The organism is Actinomadura chokoriensis, from assembly GCF_039529475.1.
GTDB lineage: Bacteria > Actinomycetota > Actinomycetes > Streptosporangiales > Streptosporangiaceae > Spirillospora > Spirillospora bangladeshensis.
Map to the genome: position 1 here is coordinate 189,699 of NZ_BAAAMW010000010.1, position 20,202 is coordinate 209,900.

Consider the following 20,202-nt stretch of genomic DNA (forward strand, 5'->3'; position numbering starts at 1 on the left):
TCGTCCATCATCTGCCGGGTGCGGGCCGTCCGATTCGCTATAGCGTGCTGTCCCGAAGGTCGCGGAGAGCGCAATATCCGTATGATGTCGGCCTGCGACGCCTGTCGGCCAGAGGGGAGCCCGGTCCAGTGAGCACGGTACTGGTGCGGCGTAAGGAACGCAGGAAGCCGCCGGAGATGCCGCGGGGCGAGGTGCTCCTGGAGTCTCCGCCCGAACTGCCAGAGGTCACCAACGACGGGTTCCGCAGCGTGCTCACCTACCTGCCGATGGCGGCGGGTTCGGGCGCGATGGCGTTCATGTTCCTGAACCCCAATTCCAACCCGCTGCAGATGGTCGCGGGCGGGATGATGGGCCTGTCGATGTTCGGCATGATGTTCAGCCAGGTCGGCCAGAAGTCCGGCGAGCGCAAGTCCAAGCTGAACAGCGAGCGGCGCGACTACCTGCGCTACCTCGGGCAGGTCCGGGCGAAGGTGCGCAAGGCGGCGTCGCAGCAGCGCGAGGCGCTGGAGTGGTACAACCCCGACCCGACGCGGCTGTGGTCGATCGTGATGAGCTCCCGGCTGTGGGAGCGGCGCCCCGAGGACGGCGACTTCGGCCAGGTCCGGGTCGGCTCCGGGCCGCAGCGGCTCGCCGTCCAGCTGATCGCGCCGGAGACCAAGCCCGTCGAGGACCTGGAGCCGATGAGCGCGGGCGCCCTGCGGCGCTTCATGCGGACGCACTCGACCGTCCCCGCGCTGCCCGTCGCGATCAACCTCCGGTCGTTCTCGCGGATCTTCCTGTCCGGGGACGTGGACGCGAGCCGCGCCATGGTCCGCGCCATGATCATGCAGATGGCGGCGTTCCACTCCCCCGACGACCTGCAGGTGAGCATCTGCACGTCCCAGGAGCAGCTGCCCCACTGGGACTGGACGAAGTGGCTGCCGCACGCCCTGCACCCCACCGAGCACGACGCCGCCGGGCAGGTCCGGCGGATCGCGCCGACGATGTCGGAGCTGGAGATCCTGCTCGGCCCGGAGGTCAAGGACCGCTCCCGGTTCGTGGCGGGCCGCCCGTCCGGTGAGCTGCCGCTGCACGTGGTCGTAGTGGACGGCGGCATGGCGTCCTACGACTCCCAGCTCGCCGCCGACGGAATCGAGGGCGTCTGCGTCATCGACCTCGGCCAGACCGTCGGCCACACCACCGAGGGCGGGACGCTGCGGCTGAACGTCGCCGCCGACCGCGTCCACATGCTGAAGAAGGACCGGACCGGCAAGGACGTCCCGTCCTCGATCGGCACCCCCGACAAGGTCGGCATTCCGCAGGCGGAGAGCCTCGCCCGCCAGCTCTCGCCGTTCCGCGCCAGCGCCAGCGACACCACCGAGGAAGAGGACGTCCTCTCCGGCAACATGACGCTGACGTCGCTGCTCGGCGTCGAGAACCCGTACGCGGTCGACCCGGCGCGGGTGTGGCGGCCGCGCGCCCAGCGCAACCGGTTCCGGGTGCCGATCGGGCTGGACGCCGACGGGCGCCCCATCGAGCTCGACATCAAGGAGTCGGCGCAGGGCGGCATGGGGCCGCACGGCCTGTGCATCGGCGCGACCGGGTCCGGCAAGTCGGAGCTGCTGCGCACGCTGGTGCTGGGCCTCGCCATGACGCACGGGCCCGAGATCCTCAACTTCGTCCTCGTCGACTTCAAGGGCGGCGCGACGTTCCTCGGGATGGACGGCCTGGAGCACGTCTCCGCCATCATCACCAACCTGGAGGACGAGCTCCCGCTGGTCGACCGCATGTACGACGCGCTGCACGGCGAGATGGTGCGGCGGCAGGAGTACCTGCGGGCGATGGGCAACTACGCCTCGCTGCGCGACTACGAGAAGGCCCGGCTGGACGGCGCCGACCTGCCGCCGATGCCGACGCTGTTCCTCGTCCTGGACGAGTTCTCCGAGCTGCTGTCCGCCAAGCCCGACTTCGCCGAGCTGTTCGTCATGATCGGACGTCTCGGCCGGTCCCTCGGCGTCCACCTGCTGCTCGCCTCGCAGCGCCTCGAAGAGGGCAAGCTGCGCGGCCTGGACACGCACCTGTCCTACCGGATCGGCCTGCGGACGTTCTCCGCGATGGAGTCCCGCGTCGTCCTCGGCGTGCCCGACGCCTACGAGCTGCCGCCGGCCCCGGGCAACGGGTACCTGAAGTTCGCGACCGAGCCGATGGTGCGGTTCAAGGCCGCGTACGTGTCGGGCCCGGTGGACGAGCAGCCCAGCAAGCAGGAGAGCGGACGCCAGACCGGCCAGGTCGCCGCGCAGGTCGTCCCCTACCTTCCCGGCTACATGCGGCCGCAGGTCATCGAGCAGCCCGACCAGCCCGAGCCGGAGCCGGAGGAGAACAAGAACAAGGACGCGCTGTTCGACGTGGTGGTCCGGCAGCTCGCCGGGCACGGCGCGAAGGCGCACCAGATCTGGCTGCCGCCGCTGGACGACCCGCCGCCGCTGAACGAGATGCTCCCGCCCCTGCAGGTCACCCACGAGTACGGGCTCACGGCCGCGGGCTGGGAGGGGCGCGGCAAGCTGTACGCCATGGCCGGCATCGTGGACAAGCCGTTCCACCAGCGCCGCGACCCGTACTGGCTGGAGCTGGCCGGCGCCGCCGGCCACGTCGGCATCGCGGGCGGCCCGCAGAGCGGCAAGTCGACCACGATCCGCACGCTGATCGCGTCCCTCGCCCTCACCCACACCCCCGCCGAGGTGCAGTTCTACTGCCTCGACTTCGGCGGCGGCTCGCTCGCCGCGCTGGCCGACCTGCCGCACGTCGGCGGCATCGCGACCCGGCTGGACGCCGACCGCGTCCGCCGGACGGTCGCCGAGGTCAGCGGCCTGCTGGAGCAGCGCGAGCGCGAGTTCGCCGAGCGCGGCATCGACGGCATCGCCACCTACCGGCGGATGCGCGCGTCCGGCGAGCACCCCGGCGACGGCTACGGCGACGTGTTCCTCGTCGTCGACAACTGGCTCACGCTCCGCCAGGACTACGAGGCCATGCAGGACACCATCACCCAGCTCGCCGCCCGCGGCCTCGGGTACGGGATCCACGTCATCGCCTCGTCCAACAAGTGGACGGAGTTCCGCAGCAACGTCCGCGACCTGTTCGGCACCAAGCTGGAGCTGCGGCTCGGCGACCCGTACGAGTCGGAGATCGACCGGAAGCTCGCCGACAACGTCCCCGAGGGGCGTCCCGGCCGCGGCCTGTCCCGCGACGGGTTCCACTTCCTCACCGCCGTCCCGCGGATCGACGGCGGCGGCGCCGACGAGTCGCTGAACGACGGCGTCCTGAAGATGGTGCAGGCGATCAGCGAGTCGTGGACCGGCCAGCGCGCCCCGCAGGTCCGCATGCTCCCGGACGTCCTGCCCGTGTCGGACCTGCCGTCCCCGGCCGAGACCGGCATGCGCATCCCGATCGGCATCGACGAGGAGTCCCTCTCCCCCGTCTACCTCGACTTCACCCAGGACCCGCACTTCCTCGTCCTGGGCGACGCCGAATGCGGCAAGTCGAACCTGCTGCGGCACATCGCCACCGGCATCACGAGCCGCTACACCCCCGAGCAGGCCCGCATCATCTTCATCGACTACGGCCGCTCACTCCTGGACGTCGCCAACACCGAGCACCAGATCGGCTTCGGCGCCTCCGCGCCGGCGGCGACGTCCCTCGTCAACGACATCCGCGGCGCGATGATGCAGCGGCTCCCACCGGCCGACCTGACCCCCGACCAGCTCCGCTCCCGCTCCTGGTGGACGGGCGCCGACCTGTTCCTCATCATCGACGACTACGAGATGGTCGCGACGTCCGACAACCCGCTGCGCCCCCTCGTCGAACTGCTCCCGCAGGCCCGCGACATCGGTCTGCACATCATCCTCGCCCGCGCCATGGGCGGCGCCGGACGCGGCATGTTCGACCCGGCCATCACCCGCATCAAGGAGATGGCGTCCCCGGGCCTGCTGATGTCCGGCAACAAGGACGAGGGCATCCTGCTCGGCAACATCAAGCCCCACAAGCTCCCCCCGGGCCGCGGCTACCACATCGACCGCCGCACCGGCACCCGCCTCATCCAAACCGCCCACCGCAACGACGACCCCGCCCAGTAAGCGCCGAGGCCGCCAAGGAGAAGCCCCCACCAAGAGATCAGTATCCGGTGAGGTCGATGGAATCCACCGCCTTAAGGAGAAGAAGCCGATAGGCGGCGGCATCGACCGAGATAAAGAACGCGTTCGTTCAGTCACGCACTCATCGCCGACACGATCGACTGACCCCGAGCCGGTCGGCAGGATGCGGTCGAGTCAGGCCTTTGATAAGGTACTGGGGCATATTCATAACCCCCGTCATGGCAGGCCAGGGCAAGGGGGTGCCGCACGGGCACCAAGGGCCGGCCGAGCATAGGGAAGTCACCTGACATGGGCAAAGAACTCGAAGGCACTCCCGACAACGTAAAAGCGAAGGCGAAGTCCTACCGGGAAGTCAAAAAGGACTTCGAAAACGCCAAGAACCACCTCCCCAGCACCGTCGTCCACACACCTGCCTTCGGCGTGATCGGCCTGGCATTCGGCGCGTTCTACGACAATGCGCGGGACAGCTACACGCAGACGCTCGATGCCGGGCTCAAGAAGATCGACGAGATCGCGGACAAGCTGGACAAAACCGCTCAGGCCATCGAACTGGCGGAGAAGAACAGCGAGATCCAGATCACGATGACCGACAAGTAGAAGAACGCCGTCAAGACCGCGACGGCAATAGAAAGGCAGCACAGATGACTGATGTCGCCGGCGGGATCACCATGGGCCTCGGAAGTGCGGCGATCGTCGCGTCCGGGTTCGTCCTTCTCAACTTCACGATCGAGTCTTCTGTTCCGTTGGCCGCATCCTGCCTCGCGGCCATTCCCATCATCGCGCTCACGCTGTCCAATCCGTTCGGCATGGGGCAGGCCGCGATCGCCTGGAACCAACTGAACAACACCCTCGGCACCGCTCTGGCCGCATGGCCGACCGACCTCGAGAAGGAGGACTGGCAGGGCGCCGGCCGCGAGCAGTTCGACACCGCAATCCGCAAGATCAAGGCGGAGTTCGAGCAGGTCAAGGCAGCCGCGTCGAGCATGGCGACCGCGATGTGGGGCGTTCTGGCCGGCTACGTGGCGCTCTACGTCGCCATGATCGCGTTCTGGTGGGCCGTTCGGGCAGTGCTCATCGCATGGGCGGCGGGCACGCCGCTGACCAGGCCGGCGGCTGAGGCCACCGGCGCCGCCGCCGTGGCGGCCACCGGCGGAGCCGTGGGCGCTCTGGGTGCCATGCTCTCCGCCGCGGGCGCCGCGCTGATCGGTCTGCTCACCCAGTTCCTGGGCGGCCTGTTCCTGGCGGACACCAACGACCTGCCGGGCCAGGGCTCCGACTTCAACAAGGTCAAGCTCCAGTACCCCGTGGTCACGGTCCGGAACCCCTGAGGGCGGGGAGCGACCCGTGCACTCGAACGGGCGAGAGATCACGTTCGCCGCGCCGCGCAGACCATGGCGCCGGATCGTCATCGCACTCCTCGTGGCCTGCTCGGTCGCGCTCATCGTGTTCCTCGCGGCATCCCCCGACCAGGGATCCGGCTTCTGGCTCGGGATGAGCATCGTCCTGTTCTGCCTCTGGCCGGTATCGCTCATCGGAACACTGTTCGCCTGCTTCAGCTGGTTCGTGCAGGTTCGGCAGGGCGGCGCCGGCTCCGTCGCACGGATGGACCCGACGGGAATCCATATCAGAGGCGGCCAAGCGATCGCGTGGCCGGAGGTGGAATCGGTCTTCACTCGCCGCGCGACGACCGGGGACCTGCTGCTCTGCATCAGGCCCGCCGAGACGGCCGGATTCGTTGCGCGAGCGCCCGCCGAGCGGCAGGACGGGATGCGCGCGAATCTCGCCGCCTACGAAGCACCGATCTTCATCAACCTGAGCGCGTTCTGGCGGGGATCGACCGACGAACTGTCGGCCAGGATCGCAACGCTCACCACCGGCCGCCTCTCCATCGCGGCCGACGACTGAACCCGACTCTCCGACGACAAGCAGGAGCCGATACGCATGATGCCCGATATGCCCACGGAAGAAGAGATCAAGCGGGAAAGCCAGCGCTGGCAGAAGAAGTTCGAAGAGATCGGCGCACTGGAAGACAAGCTGAAAGAAGTGCGAGGCGTCGGCACCGCGGAAGAAGGAAAGGTCGAGGTGATCGCGGCTCCCGGTGGCGTCCTGCTGGAGGTCAACATCAACCCGAGGGCGATGCGCCTGGGGTCCGAGGCGCTCGGCGAGGCGATCATCGAGGCGTCGAGGGCGGCCGCAGTGGACGCGACATCCAAGATCAACGCGCTCATGGAGCCTATTCTCGGAGCCAACAACGGAGTTCTGTCCATGCTATCCGGCGACAACGCCTTCGAAATGCCGAAGGAGATGAAGGACGCACTGGCCGGGGCGTCGGACATCTTCGCGAATATGGAGGCCGACCTGGGCCGCCTGCGCCCTGGCAAAGAGTGAGCACCTCTTCGGCAGGCACGGCTCACGCCACCATCGCCACCCGCCGACAACGCGGGTGGCGAGGCGAGCCCTCCGACTAGAACCCATCCCGGCGACTCCCCGCGCCGCTTTATCATTTGCAAGTCCATCAAGGCCGTCCGGCGGTCGGTGGGCCCCCGGTGGAATGATTCCGCCGCGATGCGCTGAGCGCGTGAACCTCCTCGGCCCCGCAGGATGTGATCTCCTCATGGCCAGCCCGCATACTACGCGGCATCTCCTCGGGACCGCGCCGAGCAGAAGGCGGGCATTGTGATGTCGGAGTTCTCGGCATTGGCGGTCCTGCTCGCCGCTATCGCCTTTCCGCTGGTCGTGCGGGTCTGGTGGCGTAGGCGCTGGGCCGCACGCGCAGGCGTGCAGCAGTGGGCGCCGGGGTCCAAAGACCAGCAGGAGCTCCAGGTCACCCTGGGACCGCGGGCTTACCGATGGCCGGTAGGCATGGCGGTGGCCGGTCCTGTGGTCGGGCTGCTCATCGTCGCGTCCACGCTGCCCGACGCCATGGCGTGGGGGTCCGGCGTTCCCATGTCGACCGCTCTCTTCTACGGCGGCGGTGGGCTGGTCGTGGGTCTAGCCGGTCTCATTTGGGCTCTCCACGTCCATAGGACACGGCTCATCGTGACCATGGGAAGCGACGGTGTCGTGTTGCGTCGCCGCGACGCTGAGGCAGCGCTTCCGGCGAGCGGCGTGTGCGCAATCGGGATCACGTGGCCCATCAGCGATCCGACGTGGACGCTCTGGTACGACCCGGCGGCGGGGCCGGGCATCGACACCGTGACCAAGGTGGAACAGCACGGCCATGAGGCGGCCGCCACCCTGCTGCGGGACCGATCGTTGCCCGTCGGCTGGCTCGAGGCCGTCCGGACCGCCACGGAGATCCTCGACGCCGCCTGGCGCGTTCTGGACGATCGCGGTCAGGAGGTCCCAGAGCCGCCGCGGCGCGCGCTGTTCGAGGCCGATCGCGTTCTCGTGGACGGTGAAGGCCGCTACCGCAACGAACGCGGAGGCGCCCTTCTCGCTCAAGCCTGCGGCCCGTTGGTGAAGCAGACGACGGAGGGGGCGAGCTTCTGGGGCATCAACCCCAACAAGGGACGCAGAAGCATCGTCCTGCGCGATCCCCATGCCCGGACGCTGCTCATCATCAACCGGGCGTCCCGGACGTTGGGCAAGGAGCGCATCACCGTTCTCGACTCCGACGGGCACCGGCTCGGTGAGCTCAGCGGGCGGGGGACCATGTCGCTGCGCTCGGCCGATGGCACTCCACTCGGAACCGCCCGCCAAGACGGAGACCAATACGCGGTCACGGACGCGACCGGACGGGAGGTCGCGTCCCTGCGGACCAAGAGCAGCGCCGACAACAGCCGCATGTGGCTGGAGTTCTCGCACGAGTGCTCGGAGGCGCTTCGCCCGCTGGCTCTTGCGCTGCCCATCGCCGTCCGGCTGACCCGCCAGGTCCGCGGCACCGCCCGTTAACGGGTCACGCCGAGGCGGGCCAGAGCCTCTCTGGTCTGCGGCGCGCTCGCCAGCGGCCCGGCGGCAAGGGCGTCGGCCACCGCCTCCCGCGTCCAGCCAGACGCGGTAGCGGAACACGCTCAGCACCGCCTTCAGCCACAGCCAGACGCCCAGGCAGGCCAGGACGACTGCGGCGGCCTTCCAGACCGGGCCGCCGACCAGCATGATCTCAAGGAAGAAGACCGACACGCCGGCCGCGGACGTCGCCATTGCGACGATGCCTTACTTGTACGTCGCCGACAGACCGGAATCAAGCTTCACGAGACTTCTCTGTTCCATTGAACGCCTCTCCGAAAGGAGCAATGAGAACCGAGTCAAGCATCATATGCAGCGCTATTTGCCGTCGCCGGGAAGAATGGGGTTCCGGTCGGCCGCGATCTCACATGGGGATATCGCCGCCCCGGCTCCAGTCGGCCCGCGCGGTGTGAGTCTGTTCAAGGGCGGGCGGGGCGTCCGCTTCCCGTGGAGGCGCCGAAGCTCCCGACGAGCCTGGCGGAACCGAGTGGAGACGGTGCCGGGCCGTTGTCAGGGGCGGCGGCGGGCGGTGGGGATTACTGTGGCCGCCACGCCCACGGCGGCGGCTATGGCGAGGGTCGCGGCGGCGATGGCGAAGGCCATGTTGCGGCCGAAGCGGTCTTCGGGGGGCGGCTGGTCGATGGAGACGCGCTGGACGCCGGCGACGGGGGCGGCGCTCGGGTTGCCGGCGGTGCCGACCGTGGTGACGGCGCGGAGGGGGTTCACGACGCCGGAGCCGGTGCCCTGGGCCTGGGCGCCGTCGGCGGTGGCCTCGATGCGGTGCTTGACCTGCTGGTAGTTCAGGTTCGGGTTGAACGCGCGGATCAGCGCGGCGGTGCCGGCGACGTAGGGGGCCGCGAGGCTCGTGCCGTCGTCGAGCTTGTAGGAGCCGCGCGGCCAGGTGCTGACCACCGATTGGCCGGGTGCGGTCACGGTGACGGGGGTGACCGTGTTGGAGAAGCCGGCGAGCGTCCCGTCCTTGGCGAGGGCGCCGACGGAGATCACGCCGGGGTAGCTCGCCGGGTAGGCCTTCTGCGGGGTCTGCTTGGTCCGGTCGGTGAGGTTGCCGGCCACCGAGACGATCACCACGTCGCGCTGCTGCGCGTAGTGGACGGCCTGCCGCAGGTCGGGCAGGTCCGGCGACTGGGACGAGATGTTGATGACCTTCGCGCCGAGGTCGACCGCCTTCCTGATCGCCTGCGCGGCCCACTCGGACCGGTTGCCGCTGGCCTTCACCGCCATCTTCACCGAGATGATCTCGGCGTCGGGGGCGACGCCGACGAACGGGATGCCCTTGTCGCGCATGTCCGCGGCGCCGATGATGCCGGCGACCGCGGTGCCGTGGCCGACGCAGTCCCGCAGGCCGCTCTTCGTCACGTCGTACGCCTTGACGTGGCCTCTGAGCTGCGGGTGCGAGGTGTCGACGCCGCTGTCGACGACGGCGACCTTCACGCCCTTGCCGCGCGTGTGCTCCCAGACGTCGGTGAAGTTCAGCCGCTCCTGCGGCCAGAGCTGCCGGGGAAGCTCCTTCGCCGGGCTGCCGTAGACGAGTTCCTGCTCGCAGCCCGCCGCCTGCGCCGGTGCCGGCTGGAACGGGCCGGCCTGGAGCGGGGGCGCGAGGAGCGCGCCCAGCGCGATGGCCGATGCGAGAGCGAGTGTCGACGTACGCCGCACCACCGTTCCTCCAGAGCCCGAATCGCGGCATGAGCAACAAGCACCCTACCGGGATGCGCCGGGACGGACATGTCGGCGTAATACCATCTGGCGGATGCAGTCGACGGCGCCTCACCCTCCAGGGCCCGAGCAGCGTCCGGCGGCGCGGCGGTGGGCCGTGCCGGCGGCCCTGCTGGGCGTGGTCGCCGTGCTGGTGCCCGTGGTGTGGGTCGCGGGCGGGTTCAAGGCGACGCCCAAGCAGCCGGTCAAGAAGGCCGGAGAGCGGCTCGACCTCGGGTTGTTCGAGGTGACCGTCCACGACGTGCGGATCGGGTCGGCCCGCGAGACGTTCGGGACCGCGCAGGAGCGGTACCTCATCGTCCGGATGCGGGTCCTCAACAAGGGCAAGGAGACCGAGTCGCTGGGCAGCGGCGGGTTGACGGACGGCGTCGTCGCGCTCACCAAGGCCGGCACATGGGTCAAGCCCGAGCGGGTGGACGGGGTCGCGGGCGGCGCGCAGACCGACACGACGCAGCCGGGGCTGCCGGTCGAGGCGTCCGCGAAGTGGAAGATGGGCCCCGCGGACTCGCCTGCCGAGCTGACCGTGGGCCTGCGCAAGTGGAGATACGAGCACGGGTTCACCGACAGCGACTTCAACTGGATCGTCGACCAGAAGAGCGACGAGTTCGCCGGACGCCTCACCCTGCCGGTGGCGGCGTCGTGAACGCGCGGCAGGTGCTCCTGCGGGGCGGCGCCGGGGTCGGCGGGACGGCCCTGCTCGCCGGCGCGATGTGGCTGCACTCCGTCCGGCCCGAGATCCGGGCGGCGGCGCTGGACCCGATCCGGACCGGCGGGACGATCGGCGAGGAGGTCGCGACCCGCGACTTCAGCGTCCGGGTCGACGGCGTGGCGGCGGCGCGGTCGCTGGCGCCCGGCTTCTCCCTCGGCGGCAAGCCCCCGGTCGGGACGGACGGCGTCTACCTCATCGTCCGGCTCAGCGCGACGGCGGCGCGGGAACCGCTGCAGCTCAGGTCGGCGGAACTGGAGACGCCGGGCGGCTACACGTTCCGGGAGGACCCGCGCACCGCGGCCGTCTCCGTCAGTCAACCGACGTTCCAGCCGATGATCTGGACGTCCACGAAGCTGGTGTTCGAGCTGCCGGAGGACCGGGTCGAGGGCGCGCGTCTGGTCGTGGGCACCGGCGGGCTGCTGCCGCAGCTGTCCTCGGCGGCCGACATCGACCTGGGCCTCGGCGAGGACCGGGCGGCCGACCTCCTCCGGAAGGCGACCGAGCGGTACGAGGTCAGGACGGGCACCTCATGACGGCTTCCGACACCCGTCCCGACGGGATCCCGCTCCCCGGACGTCCCGGGATGCGTCCCCGCGACCGGCGGATCGTGCAGGCGATCGCGCTCGTCTGCGCGATGGCCGCGATGCTCGCCATCCCCTGGGCGGACGAGACCAGCACGATCCGGAAATCCCTGAAGCCGCCGGAGAAGGTGACGACCGTCCCCGAAGGCCGGATCGGCGAGCTGGTCGGCGCGAAGTGGAAGGTCTACGACCGGCGCGTGACCGAACCCCTCACCGGCAAGGACCAAGGGGACGTCGTCGAGCTGCGGCTCGCCGTCGCCGTCCGCCCCTCGGACGCCGCCAGCGCCAAGGCGGTCGGCTCCTACGGCCTGCAGTACCGCCTCCAGGACGGCGACGGCCGCGCATGGTCCGCGAACGGGATCCGGACGGAGGAGCCGAAGGCGGGCGTCGCGACGCGCATCACCGTCAGGGGGACGGTGCCCCGTGCCAAGGCGGACGCGCTGGAGTTGCGGATCCAGGCACCGAAGGAGACGCGGAAACCGGAGGACCCACTGCCTTCGCTGCGTTTCGCCCGCTGACCCGCGCCATCACCAGGTTGAACGCCGCCGCCAGCAGGCACACGCGCAGGATCTCGAAGACGAGGCCCGTCCCGTAGCCGATGGCCGGCAGCCACTGCATCCACCATGTCACCTCGTGCGGGCCGATCAGCTCGTACACCAGCCGCCGGGACGCGTCCTCCCCCGCGTACAGCCCCGCGAACAGCAGGCAGAACGTGGCGAACGGCATCATCCCGGACCGGCGGACGAGCCGCAGCCCGTACCAGGCGGGCAGCCACATCTCCCGGAGCCCGCGGGTGAGCAGCTCGCGGGGGCTGTTCGTCCGGTCGATCCCGCCGGCCCGCGCGAGCCGCCGCCCCGCCCGGCCGCCGCCGAGCACGACCCGCTCGTCCGCCGCGTCCAGCCCGAGGATCACCCCGGCGATCACCAGCCAGATCAGCGCGCCGAGCACGGCGTCCTTGAACGGCGGCCACAGGCCGAACGCGGGGCCGGCGACGCCGCTCAGCCAGCCCCACACCTCCCGCTCGGTGAGCCAGCCGACGCCGAGGCCGCGCAGATGGTCGATGGTGAAGATGCCGAACAGCGCGAAGTTGATCTCCAGGAAGGCGACGAGCGCGCCGACGGCGCGGGGCAGCCGCTCCTCCAGCCGCCACTCCGCCAGCACCTTCAGCACGAACAGGCCCGCGGTGAGGCCGATCGCGAGGCCGATGTGCTTCTCCAGCGACAGCAGCATCCCGGCGCCCTCGATCTGCCCCTGGATGCCGCCCTCGGCGAACCCGCGGCTCGCCGCCGCCGACGCGAACTCGCGGGCGTCCTCCCTCTGCAGCCCCCACGCCAGGTAGAAGATGACGAACGGGAGCGCGGCGCGGCCGATCGCGCCGATCACCGGCTCCTCGTTGCCGACCGCCCACGGCGTCAGGTCGCCGTCCGCGGCGCGGGCGTGCACGACGTCCAGGCCCTCCCGGACGCTGTGCACCATCAGCACCGCGACCGTCAGCGTGATCACCACGAGCAGGCCGACGGTGACGATCGGCGCGACGGACGCCGCCGTGCCCTTCATCGTCCCGAGCTTGTAGCCCCCGTACATGGCGCCGTAGCGCAGCAGCTCCCCCACCGTGAACCACAGGGACAGCGGCAGGACGAACCGCCCCGCGAGCTTCAGCGCGGCCCACGGGAGGATCAGCGGCGAACGCGCGGACGGCCAGGCCATGGCGCCCGATCGTAGACGATCAGCGCATACCCACCCATCTCAAGCCGCAGGCTTCACAACGACGAACCCCGCCGTCCCGGTGGGGTGGGACGGCGGGGTTCGGCTCCGAGCGGGTCGGCCGGACCGGTCTGCCGGTCGGGTCGATCAGTTCGATCAGATCGCGACTTCGAGGCCGGCGACCGTACCGGTCTTCGCGGTGACGGTGTTGTCGACGCTCACACCGCCGGCCGCGAGGACGCGGACGGTCCAGTCGCCGTCGGCGGCGAAGAACCGGAACACGCCCTCGTCGCCCGTGACCACCTCGGCGGTGAACTCGCCGGACGAGTCGAGCAGGCGGGCGTAGGCGCTGGACACCGGCGCGCCGTCACGGGTGACGGTGCCCTGGATGACGGCCTCGTTGGTCAGGTCGACGGTCGCGGGAAGGTGAGCGGTCTGCTCGGGCGCTGCGCAGCCCTGGGTCATTGCTCCTCCTAGGGGAAGGTCGGCCGGGTTACTTGGCGGCGCCGAGCTCGATCGGCACGCCGATCAGCGAGCCGTACTCGGTCCAGGAACCGTCGTAGTTCTTCACGTTCTCGATGCCGAGCAGCTCGCGCAGCGCGAACCAGGTGTGCGAGGAGCGCTCGCCGATCCGGCAGTAGGCGATCGTGTCCTTGCCCAGGTCGACGCCGGCCGCCGTGTACAGCTCGCGGAGCTCCTCGTCGGACTTGAACGTGCCGTCGTCGTTGGCCGCCTTCGACCACGGGATGTTGGCCGCGGTCGGGATGTGGCCGGCCCGCTGCGACTGCTCCTGCGGCAGGTGCGCCGGGGCGAGCAGCTTGCCGCTGAACTCGTCGGGCGACCGGACGTCCACCAGGTTCTGCTTGCCGATCGCCTCGACGACCTCGTCGCGGAAGGCGCGGATCGTGAGGTCCTGGTCCTTGGCCTTGTAGTCGGTCGCCGGACGGGTCGGGACGTCGGTGACGAGCTCGCGGGAGTCCAGCTCCCACTTCTTGCGGCCGCCGTCGAGCAGCTTCACCTTGTCGTGGCCGTACAGCTTGAAGTACCAGTACGCGTAGGCCGCGAACCAGTTGTTGTTGCCGCCGTACAGGATCACCAGGTCGTCGTTGGCGATGCCCTTGGCGGACAGCAGCTGCTCGAACCCGGTCTTGTCCACGAAGTCGCGGCGGACCGGGTCCTGCAGCTCGGTCTTCCAGTCGATCTTCACGGCGCCACGGATGTGGCCCTTGTCGTACGCGGACACGTCCTCGTCGACCTCGACGAGAACCAGGCCGGGGTCGTCCAGGTGGGACTCGACCCAGGCGGTGTCCACCAGGACGTCGGAGCGGCTCATGCCGGAACCTCCCTCTCGGAGCGAACTTTCGCAGTGATACGTCGGAAGAGCGGATACATCTCGCAGCCGAGGCAGAACCCGAACGCCGCGTTCAGGAACGCCGCCGCCAGTGCGAGGGCGGTGGCACCGATGCCGAGCCAGGTGGTCCCCGTCACGTAGCCGACCGTTCCGACCAGGGCGAACGCCAGGCCGACCCCCTGCGCGAAGCGGGGCGCGGCGGCGTCCTCCAGTTCCCTGGGCGGGGCGAGCCGGGGACGGATCAGCACTCTGAACACCAGTCCGTACGGGGCGTACCGGAGGCCGAGGAAGGTCGCGAGCGCGAACACGACGGCCTGAGCGGCGAGCAATGCCCAGCTTCCGGTCACCAGCACCACGATGAGGACGGCTGTCGTGACGGCAGCGCCGAAGCGCGGCCCACGCGGATCAACCTGCATTGGGGTGCTCCTGGCGGAGGGAAGCGTGCGTACGAGCTGAGAAGTCGGAAAAGCGCTCGGGGGCGGGTGGGCTCGATGCCTCAGGCCATGCGACAGAGCGAGGCGGCCACGCGGCAGAAATCCACCGCACGGCGCTTCGTGAGCATCTGCTCTGTCCAGTTACGCACGGACTCGATGTTAAGCGGCAATCCACGCGCTGTCACATCCGTCTCGCCTTCCGAGACAGTGACATTCGTCTTATCGCAGGTCGTCGCGGTGCCGCTCATGGGATGACCTCACCGAGAGCGGCGATGACATCGGGCTTGCGCGGGGCGCCGGTGGCGCGGCGGACGACGCGTCCGGCGCCGTCCAGGACGAGGACGGTCGGGGTCCGCACGATGTTCAGCCGGCGGACGAGGTCCAGGTTCGCCTCGGCGTCGAGCTCGACGTGCGCGACGCCGTCCACCATCTCGGTGACCTCGCCGAGGACGCGGCGGGTGGCGCGGCACGGAGCGCAGAACGCGCTGGAGAACTGCAGGAGCGTGGCCTTCTCGCCGAGCTCGGCGCCCATGTCGTCCGGCCGGACGGTCTCCGCCACCGCGTCGTCCTCCCCTCGCCGGGCGCGCAGCACACCGTCACGGCGCCGCCGGACGAGGGCGAACGCCGTGGCCGCGATGAGGACCGCCGCAGCGACCAGAGCTCCGATCATTCCCATCGACAACCACGGCGGGCCGCGTTTTCTTCCACGCGTTCTTCCACGCGTTCTTCCACGCGGTGGAGGGGTTCGCTCAAGCCGGTCAGGTCGGGATCGTGAGGAGCGGCCGCCCGTCCAGCCCGACGACCTCGAACGAGAACAGCTGCCCGCGCGGGAACATCGTGGATCCGCGGTACTCGCCGTAGCCCTCGTCGTAGGGGACGTACCAGCTGCCCAGGGCGTCGCGGCGGCCGTCCCGCGCGATCACCAGCAGCCGGCAGTGCGACCCCTTCGGCACCCCGGCGAGGTGGAGTTCGACCTCGGTCCCCCACTCCTTCTTGCGCAGCACCACGTAGCCCTTGATGTTGCTCGCGGGGTTCGAGGCGCTGATCCGCTCGGCAGTCGTCGCCGGGACGGACGTCGCAGGCGGCGGAGGCTGCACCGCGGGCCCGCCGCTGCCGCCGTCCGACCCGATCGGCAGGACGAACCCGCCGAACAGCCCCCCGATCACCAGCAGCAGGCAGGCCGCGGCGGCGAGCGGGGCCCACCCCGCGGGGCCCCGCCCGGCCCGGCGGCCGAACCATCCCCTCCGTCGTTCGGCCGCCCTGGTGAGCAGTCCGTCCAGCAGCTCGGGCGGCGGCCCGGCCACGCCTTCGAGCTGCTCCAGTTCGACCCGCCCCAGCATCGCGGGCAGGCCGGCCAGCCCGGCGAGCTCGTCCCGGCAGGCGGGGCAGCGCTCCAGGTGGCCCTCCACCTGGCTCCGCTCGCCGGGATCCAGCGCGCCGAGCACGTACACGCCGAGTGACGTGCGCACGTCCGTGCAGTCGTTCATGGCGCCAACCCCCGCTCCTCCAATGCGAGTTTGAGCGCCCGCAATGCGTAGAAGGTGCGGGACTTCACCGTGCCGGGCGGTATGCCGAGCGTCTTGGACGCCTCCGCCACCGACCGGCCCTTGTAGTAGGTCTCGACCAGCACCGCCCGGTGCGACGGGCTCAGCCCGGCCAGGGCCTCCGCGACCGTCCAGGACTCCAGGGCGCGGTCGATGTCGTCGGAGCCGTCGGCCGTCATCATGACGTGCTCGTCGATGCCGGTCTCCGGCGGCCGCGCGCGCTTGGCCCGGTGCGCGTCCACGACCAGATTCCGGGCCACCGTGAACAGCCACGGCCGTACCGGACGTCCCGCCAGCGCCTCGGGATGCCTCCACGCGCGCAGCAGCGTCTCCTGGACGACGTCCTCGGCCTGGGTTCGGTCCCCTCCCGTCAGCCGCAGGACGTACCCGAGCAGGGGACCCCCGTGCTCGCTGTACAGGGCGCGAAGCAAACCCTCATCCGCGGTCGGACCCACATCACGTACACGTACGCGCCGACCGGCCGGTTCACCCCTGGTTCCGGCTATTTCCCCGCCTGCTGGAGATCGTTCAGGTGGACGTTCTGCGCCGTCGCGGCGACGCGCAGCCCGTCCGGCGTCGGCTGGATCTCGCTGATCCGCGACCCGACGGGCAGGTCGGCGACCGGCACGACCCAGGTCAGCTGCCGCTTGACCAGCGCCAGCGGGATCTGCGCCGCCCCGTTCGACCCGACCGACACGGGCGAGATCGCGATGCCCTTGGCGGTCGGCTCGACCTCGACGACCGCGGTCCCGGTGAGGGTGAAGCCGAGGACGGTCCCGGTCATCTCCACCTCGAGGTCGTCGCCCTTCGGCCCGATCGACTTGACCTCCTTCGGCGCCTCCTTCTTGATCACGTCATAGGGGACGACGGCGGACGCGGTGGCCGTGCGCGCGGTCACGTTCGCGGCGCTGCCCTTGCTGACCTCCGCCAGCGGCGCGTTCACGCCCCGCATGTCGACCTTGACGTCGGTGACGGTGACGCCCTGCTCCGTCCAGTCCCCGATGCCGACCTCGATGTGCTTGTACTCGCCGCCGATCGCCTGCGTCAGGAACGGAAAGCCGTGGATGGTGACGTCGGGCTGCTGCTGCAGGGCGTACTGCGCGGCCACCTGCTCGCCGATCTTGTCCTGCGCGACCCGGACGCCGATCCGGTCCGCGGCGACCAGCACCACGGCCGCGAGGACCAACAGCACCAGCAGTACTTTCCGCATGTCTCTCCTTCGGGCTGCGGCATGCGATCGCCACACCTTAATGCGCAATCCGCCCGTATCGAGTCACGCCGGAGAATGACCTTGCGTCACCCGCCCGCGAACGGCGGCAGCACCTCCACGACGCCGCCGTCGGGCAGCTCGACGGATTCGTGCGGCCTGCTCCCCACCGGATTCCCGTCGATGAGGAACGAACTCCGCCGGACGACCCGCGCGAACTCCTCGTCCCGCGCCGCCGACGCCTCCGCCAGCGCCTCCGCCAGCGTCACCGCCTCGTACGGCTCCTCATGCGTCCCCGCCGCCGCCTTGGCGGCCGCCCAGTACCGCATCGTCCCCTTGGCCATGCGTCCAGTATTCACGGCCACCGGCCATGGGTTGCGCGGCGCCGGCCGGGTCCCGCGGTGCCGGCCGGTCACGCGGCGGCGGCCGGGTCGCGCGGTGGCGGCCAGGGACCGTCCGTGACGGTTCCGATATGATCCGGGTGAGGGATCCGGGCGACGAGGCCATGGAGTTCATCCGTAAGGCCCTTCACGGTCACCTCGTCCGCGAGCCGCTGACCGGCGCCGTCGGGCTGGAGGATGAGCCGTCCGGGTCCTACGTCATTTGACGGGAGGCGGCACTTGAGCAGCCTGCTCTTACTGACCAACGCGCTGGAACCCTCGGACGAGGTCCTCCCCGCGCTCGGACTTCTGCTGCACTCCACACGGGTCGCCCCCGCCGAGGCGTCCGCGCTCATCGACGCGCCGCCGGCCGACGTCGTGCTGGTGGACGCCCGCCGCGACCTCGTCCAGGCCAAGAGCCTGTGCCGCCTGCTGCGCACCACCGGCCTCGACTGCCCCCTCCTGGCGATCGTGACCGAAGGCGGCCTGGCCGCCCTCAGCCCCGAATGGGGCCTGGACGACGTCCTGCTCCAGACCGCCGGCCCCGCCGAGGTCGAGGCCCGCCTCCGCCTCGCCGTCGGACGCGCCGCCGCCGACGCCGACTCCGACGAGGTGCCGGGCGAGATCCGCAGCGGCGACCTCACCATCGACGAGGCCACCTACACCGCCCGCCTCCGCGGCCGCGTCCTCGACTTGACGTTCAAAGAGTTCGAGCTGCTGAAGTACCTGGCACAGCACCCGGGCCGCGTCTTCACCCGCGCACAACTGCTTCAGGAGGTGTGGGGGTACGACTACTTCGGCGGTACCCGGACGGTCGATGTCCACGTCCGGCGACTCCGCGCCAAACTGGGCGCCGAATACGAATCCCTGATCGGGACCGTCCGCAACGTGGGGTACCGCTTCGTCCCCGACCACCGTCCGGGCGACACGGAAGAGAAGACCCCCGCCCGCGCATGACCCTGGGCAGTCGCTCATCCGCAACAGATTGTCCTTTGCGGACGCAACGAAAGGCGGCGGCCAGACGCGCACCCGCCCCGCCTGGCACCGAACATGCCGGTCTGCCCGCAGCTCAGGCATGCTCGCCCCACATCGTCCGCGCCCTGACAGCGGCTCCCGCTCAGCGAACTCTGCGGCAGCCGGACAGCCCGAAGCCACCGAGAAGACACCACGTCAAGGGGCCTACAGGCCACCGCGTGGCCTGACGGAGGCTGTGGCCCTTGCGCAGCACATCCGGGCTTCTAAGACACACCTGCCTGGAACCTCGCCGTAGGACGCAGGGCCTACTGATGGCCGACCGCTACAAACTGGAGTCACCCCGCCGACCATCAATCGGAGTGACCCACCAACACGGCGGCCAGGGCTTGTCCGGAAGGAAGCTCGGCGAAAGCTCGGAGCCAGACGTCGATCACGGCGAGGTCGTCAGAGCAGATCGCAATCACCTGACGCTGTCTCAGCAGGCTGATGCCGCGCTCCAGGCATGCAGAGCCGACGGGCGCCGGGGACGAGCATCACCATGCGCCCTCCGTAGCCGCCCTTGCCCCGCGACAGACCTGCTGGGTCGGCTTTGACCAAAGGAGTGGCCATGACCTTGCGGCAACACAGACAGACGCCTTTGGCCCCGCGCGAGCAAACCCAAGGATCAGCTAAAGGCTGTCCCGTAACGTCAGGCGTTCAAGATTGTTGATCTTGGCGTGGAGCGGGTGATCAGGGGCGATCGGGGCGAGTGGGTGCCGGTGTTCACCGGCCTGTCGGTGCGGCAGTTCCGGCGTCTGGTGCGGATCGTCGCAGGTCGGGGCGGTGAGCAGGCCGGGACTGGGCGGCGCTGGAGCCTGCCGCCGGCCGACCGGGTGCTGCTGATCGCGGTGTACTACCGCACCAACCTGACGCTGCGGCAGGTCGCACTGCTGTTCGGGGTGTCCAAGTCCGCCGCGCACCGCGTCGTGGACCGCTGGGCGCCGCTGCTCGCACTGGCCCCGGTCACCCGCCGGCACAGCCCGGACACAGTGCTGATCGTGGACGGCACACGCGTCCCGGTCCACGACCGGACGGTCACCGCCTCGTCCAAGAACCACCGGTACTCGGTGAACATGCAAGTCGTCATCGACGCCGACACCCGGCTGGTGGTCGCGGTCGGACGTCCGGTCCCGGGCAATCACAACGACTGCACCGCCTTCCGCGACTCCTGCGCCGGACCGGGCATGCAGGGGTGCGTACGTGATGGCCGACGGCGGCTACCAGGGAAACCGGCAGGTCATCATGCCCTACCGGCGGCCCCGCGACGGCGGCGAACTGGCTGCCTGGCAGCACGAGCTCAACACCGTCCACAAACGGGTGCGTGCCCGCATCGAGCACGCCTTCGCGCACATGAAGTGGTGGAACATCCTGCGCAACTGCCGCCGCAAACGCGACGGCGTCCACCACGCCACCCGCGGCATCGCCCTCATGCACAACCTGGCGACCCCCGGCTGATCCGGCTTGGGGCG

General features: G+C 70.1%; 22 protein-coding genes and 1 pseudogene. 12 read left to right on the forward strand and 11 right to left on the reverse strand.

Going from position 1 to position 20,202, the window contains the following annotated elements; all coding sequences use genetic code 11:
- Window positions 1-128 precede the first annotated feature (128 nt).
- From eccCa to ABFX46_RS22695, 6 genes are all read left to right on the forward strand, one after another.
- Window positions 129-4,109: a type VII secretion protein EccCa gene (gene eccCa / locus ABFX46_RS22670; RefSeq protein ID WP_346044937.1), complete on the forward strand. Its 3,981-nt coding sequence runs from the start codon at window positions 129-131 to the stop codon at window positions 4,107-4,109.
- A 306-nt stretch (window positions 4,110-4,415) separates the two neighbouring features.
- Entirely contained in the window at window positions 4,416-4,724 is a 309-nt protein-coding gene (locus tag ABFX46_RS22675; protein WP_346044938.1) for a type VII secretion target, read from the forward strand.
- 44 nt (window positions 4,725-4,768) lie between these two features.
- Entirely contained in the window at window positions 4,769-5,455 is a 687-nt protein-coding gene (locus ABFX46_RS22680) for a hypothetical protein (protein WP_346044940.1), read from the forward strand.
- A gap of 16 nt (window positions 5,456-5,471) precedes the next feature.
- A complete protein-coding gene (locus tag ABFX46_RS22685; protein WP_346044941.1) occupies window positions 5,472-6,032 on the forward strand; it encodes a hypothetical protein in 561 nt (186 codons plus the stop codon).
- Between the two features lie 36 nt (window positions 6,033-6,068).
- Window positions 6,069-6,515: a YbaB/EbfC family nucleoid-associated protein gene (locus tag ABFX46_RS22690; protein WP_346044942.1), complete on the forward strand. Its 447-nt coding sequence runs from the start codon at window positions 6,069-6,071 to the stop codon at window positions 6,513-6,515.
- Between the two features lie 291 nt (window positions 6,516-6,806).
- On the forward strand, window positions 6,807-8,021 hold the full coding sequence (locus ABFX46_RS22695) for a hypothetical protein (RefSeq protein WP_346044944.1): 1,215 nt from the start codon (window positions 6,807-6,809) through the stop codon (window positions 8,019-8,021).
- Window positions 8,022-8,585: 564 nt separating this feature from the next.
- Here the strand turns inward: ABFX46_RS22695 and ABFX46_RS22700 are convergent.
- Window positions 8,586-9,749 (reverse strand): S8 family serine peptidase, encoded by a 1,164-nt coding sequence (locus ABFX46_RS22700; RefSeq protein WP_346044946.1) that lies wholly within the window; start codon window positions 9,747-9,749, stop codon window positions 8,586-8,588.
- A gap of 94 nt (window positions 9,750-9,843) precedes the next feature.
- Here ABFX46_RS22700 and ABFX46_RS22705 point away from each other — a divergent pair, with 94 nt between their 5' ends.
- The 3 genes from ABFX46_RS22705 to ABFX46_RS22715 are packed head-to-tail and all read left to right on the forward strand — an operon-like array spanning window position 9,844 to window position 11,617.
- Window positions 9,844-10,452 (forward strand): hypothetical protein, encoded by a 609-nt coding sequence (locus ABFX46_RS22705; RefSeq protein ID WP_346044948.1) that lies wholly within the window; start codon window positions 9,844-9,846, stop codon window positions 10,450-10,452.
- Window positions 10,449-11,051 (forward strand): hypothetical protein, encoded by a 603-nt coding sequence (locus ABFX46_RS22710; protein ID WP_346044949.1) that lies wholly within the window; start codon window positions 10,449-10,451, stop codon window positions 11,049-11,051. The genes ABFX46_RS22705 and ABFX46_RS22710 overlap by 4 nt, the downstream gene beginning before the upstream one ends.
- Complete coding sequence (locus ABFX46_RS22715; protein WP_346044951.1) at window positions 11,048-11,617, forward strand: hypothetical protein; 570 nt, start codon at window positions 11,048-11,050, stop codon at window positions 11,615-11,617. Before ABFX46_RS22710 ends, ABFX46_RS22715 begins: the two co-directional genes overlap by 4 nt.
- On the opposite strand, the gene ABFX46_RS22720 is transcribed toward ABFX46_RS22715, so the two are convergent.
- The 10 genes from ABFX46_RS22720 to ABFX46_RS22765 all read right to left on the reverse strand — a co-directional run bounded on the left by ABFX46_RS22720 (window position 11,505) and on the right by ABFX46_RS22765 (window position 17,683).
- Window positions 11,505-12,806 (reverse strand): hypothetical protein, encoded by a 1,302-nt coding sequence (locus ABFX46_RS22720; RefSeq protein ID WP_346044953.1) that lies wholly within the window; start codon window positions 12,804-12,806, stop codon window positions 11,505-11,507. The two genes, ABFX46_RS22715 and ABFX46_RS22720, sit on opposite strands and share 113 nt — an antisense overlap.
- 153 nt (window positions 12,807-12,959) lie before the next feature.
- On the reverse strand, window positions 12,960-13,268 hold the full coding sequence (locus tag ABFX46_RS22725) for a DUF1416 domain-containing protein (RefSeq protein ID WP_131943531.1): 309 nt from the start codon (window positions 13,266-13,268) through the stop codon (window positions 12,960-12,962).
- A 28-nt stretch (window positions 13,269-13,296) separates the two neighbouring features.
- On the reverse strand, window positions 13,297-14,136 hold the full coding sequence (locus tag ABFX46_RS22730) for a sulfurtransferase (protein ID WP_346044955.1): 840 nt from the start codon (window positions 14,134-14,136) through the stop codon (window positions 13,297-13,299).
- Complete coding sequence (locus ABFX46_RS22735; RefSeq protein WP_346044956.1) at window positions 14,133-14,570, reverse strand: DUF4395 domain-containing protein; 438 nt, start codon at window positions 14,568-14,570, stop codon at window positions 14,133-14,135. The genes ABFX46_RS22730 and ABFX46_RS22735 overlap by 4 nt, the downstream gene beginning before the upstream one ends.
- A gap of 80 nt (window positions 14,571-14,650) precedes the next feature.
- Window positions 14,651-14,836 carry a putative leader peptide gene (locus ABFX46_RS22740; RefSeq protein ID WP_131943528.1) on the reverse strand — a complete coding sequence of 62 codons (186 nt, stop codon included), beginning with the start codon at window positions 14,834-14,836 and terminating at the stop codon, window positions 14,651-14,653.
- Entirely contained in the window at window positions 14,833-15,120 is a 288-nt protein-coding gene (locus ABFX46_RS22745; protein WP_243714833.1) for a TlpA family protein disulfide reductase, read from the reverse strand. Before ABFX46_RS22745 ends, ABFX46_RS22740 begins: the two co-directional genes overlap by 4 nt.
- A 226-nt stretch (window positions 15,121-15,346) precedes the next feature.
- Window positions 15,347-16,075 (reverse strand): anti-sigma factor family protein, encoded by a 729-nt coding sequence (locus tag ABFX46_RS22750; protein ID WP_346044957.1) that lies wholly within the window; start codon window positions 16,073-16,075, stop codon window positions 15,347-15,349.
- Window positions 16,072-16,638: a sigma-70 family RNA polymerase sigma factor gene (locus tag ABFX46_RS22755; RefSeq protein WP_428831295.1), complete on the reverse strand. Its 567-nt coding sequence runs from the start codon at window positions 16,636-16,638 to the stop codon at window positions 16,072-16,074. The genes ABFX46_RS22750 and ABFX46_RS22755 overlap by 4 nt, the downstream gene beginning before the upstream one ends.
- Window positions 16,635-17,342: an LmeA family phospholipid-binding protein gene (locus ABFX46_RS22760; RefSeq protein ID WP_346044959.1), complete on the reverse strand. Its 708-nt coding sequence runs from the start codon at window positions 17,340-17,342 to the stop codon at window positions 16,635-16,637. Before ABFX46_RS22760 ends, ABFX46_RS22755 begins: the two co-directional genes overlap by 4 nt.
- Window positions 17,343-17,428: 86 nt before the next feature.
- A complete protein-coding gene (locus ABFX46_RS22765; protein WP_131943524.1) occupies window positions 17,429-17,683 on the reverse strand; it encodes a MoaD/ThiS family protein in 255 nt (84 codons plus the stop codon).
- 137 nt (window positions 17,684-17,820) lie between these two features.
- Between ABFX46_RS22765 and ABFX46_RS22770 the strand changes: the two genes are divergently transcribed.
- From ABFX46_RS22770 to ABFX46_RS22780, 3 genes and pseudogenes are all read left to right on the forward strand, one after another.
- Window positions 17,821-17,946 (forward strand): hypothetical protein, encoded by a 126-nt coding sequence (locus ABFX46_RS22770; protein ID WP_346044961.1) that lies wholly within the window; start codon window positions 17,821-17,823, stop codon window positions 17,944-17,946.
- 13 nt (window positions 17,947-17,959) lie between these two features.
- Entirely contained in the window at window positions 17,960-18,676 is a 717-nt protein-coding gene (locus ABFX46_RS22775) for a winged helix-turn-helix transcriptional regulator (protein ID WP_346044963.1), read from the forward strand.
- Between the two features lie 905 nt (window positions 18,677-19,581).
- Window positions 19,582-20,188: pseudogene (locus ABFX46_RS22780) on the forward strand (transposase).
- The last annotated feature ends 14 nt before the right edge of the window (window positions 20,189-20,202 follow it).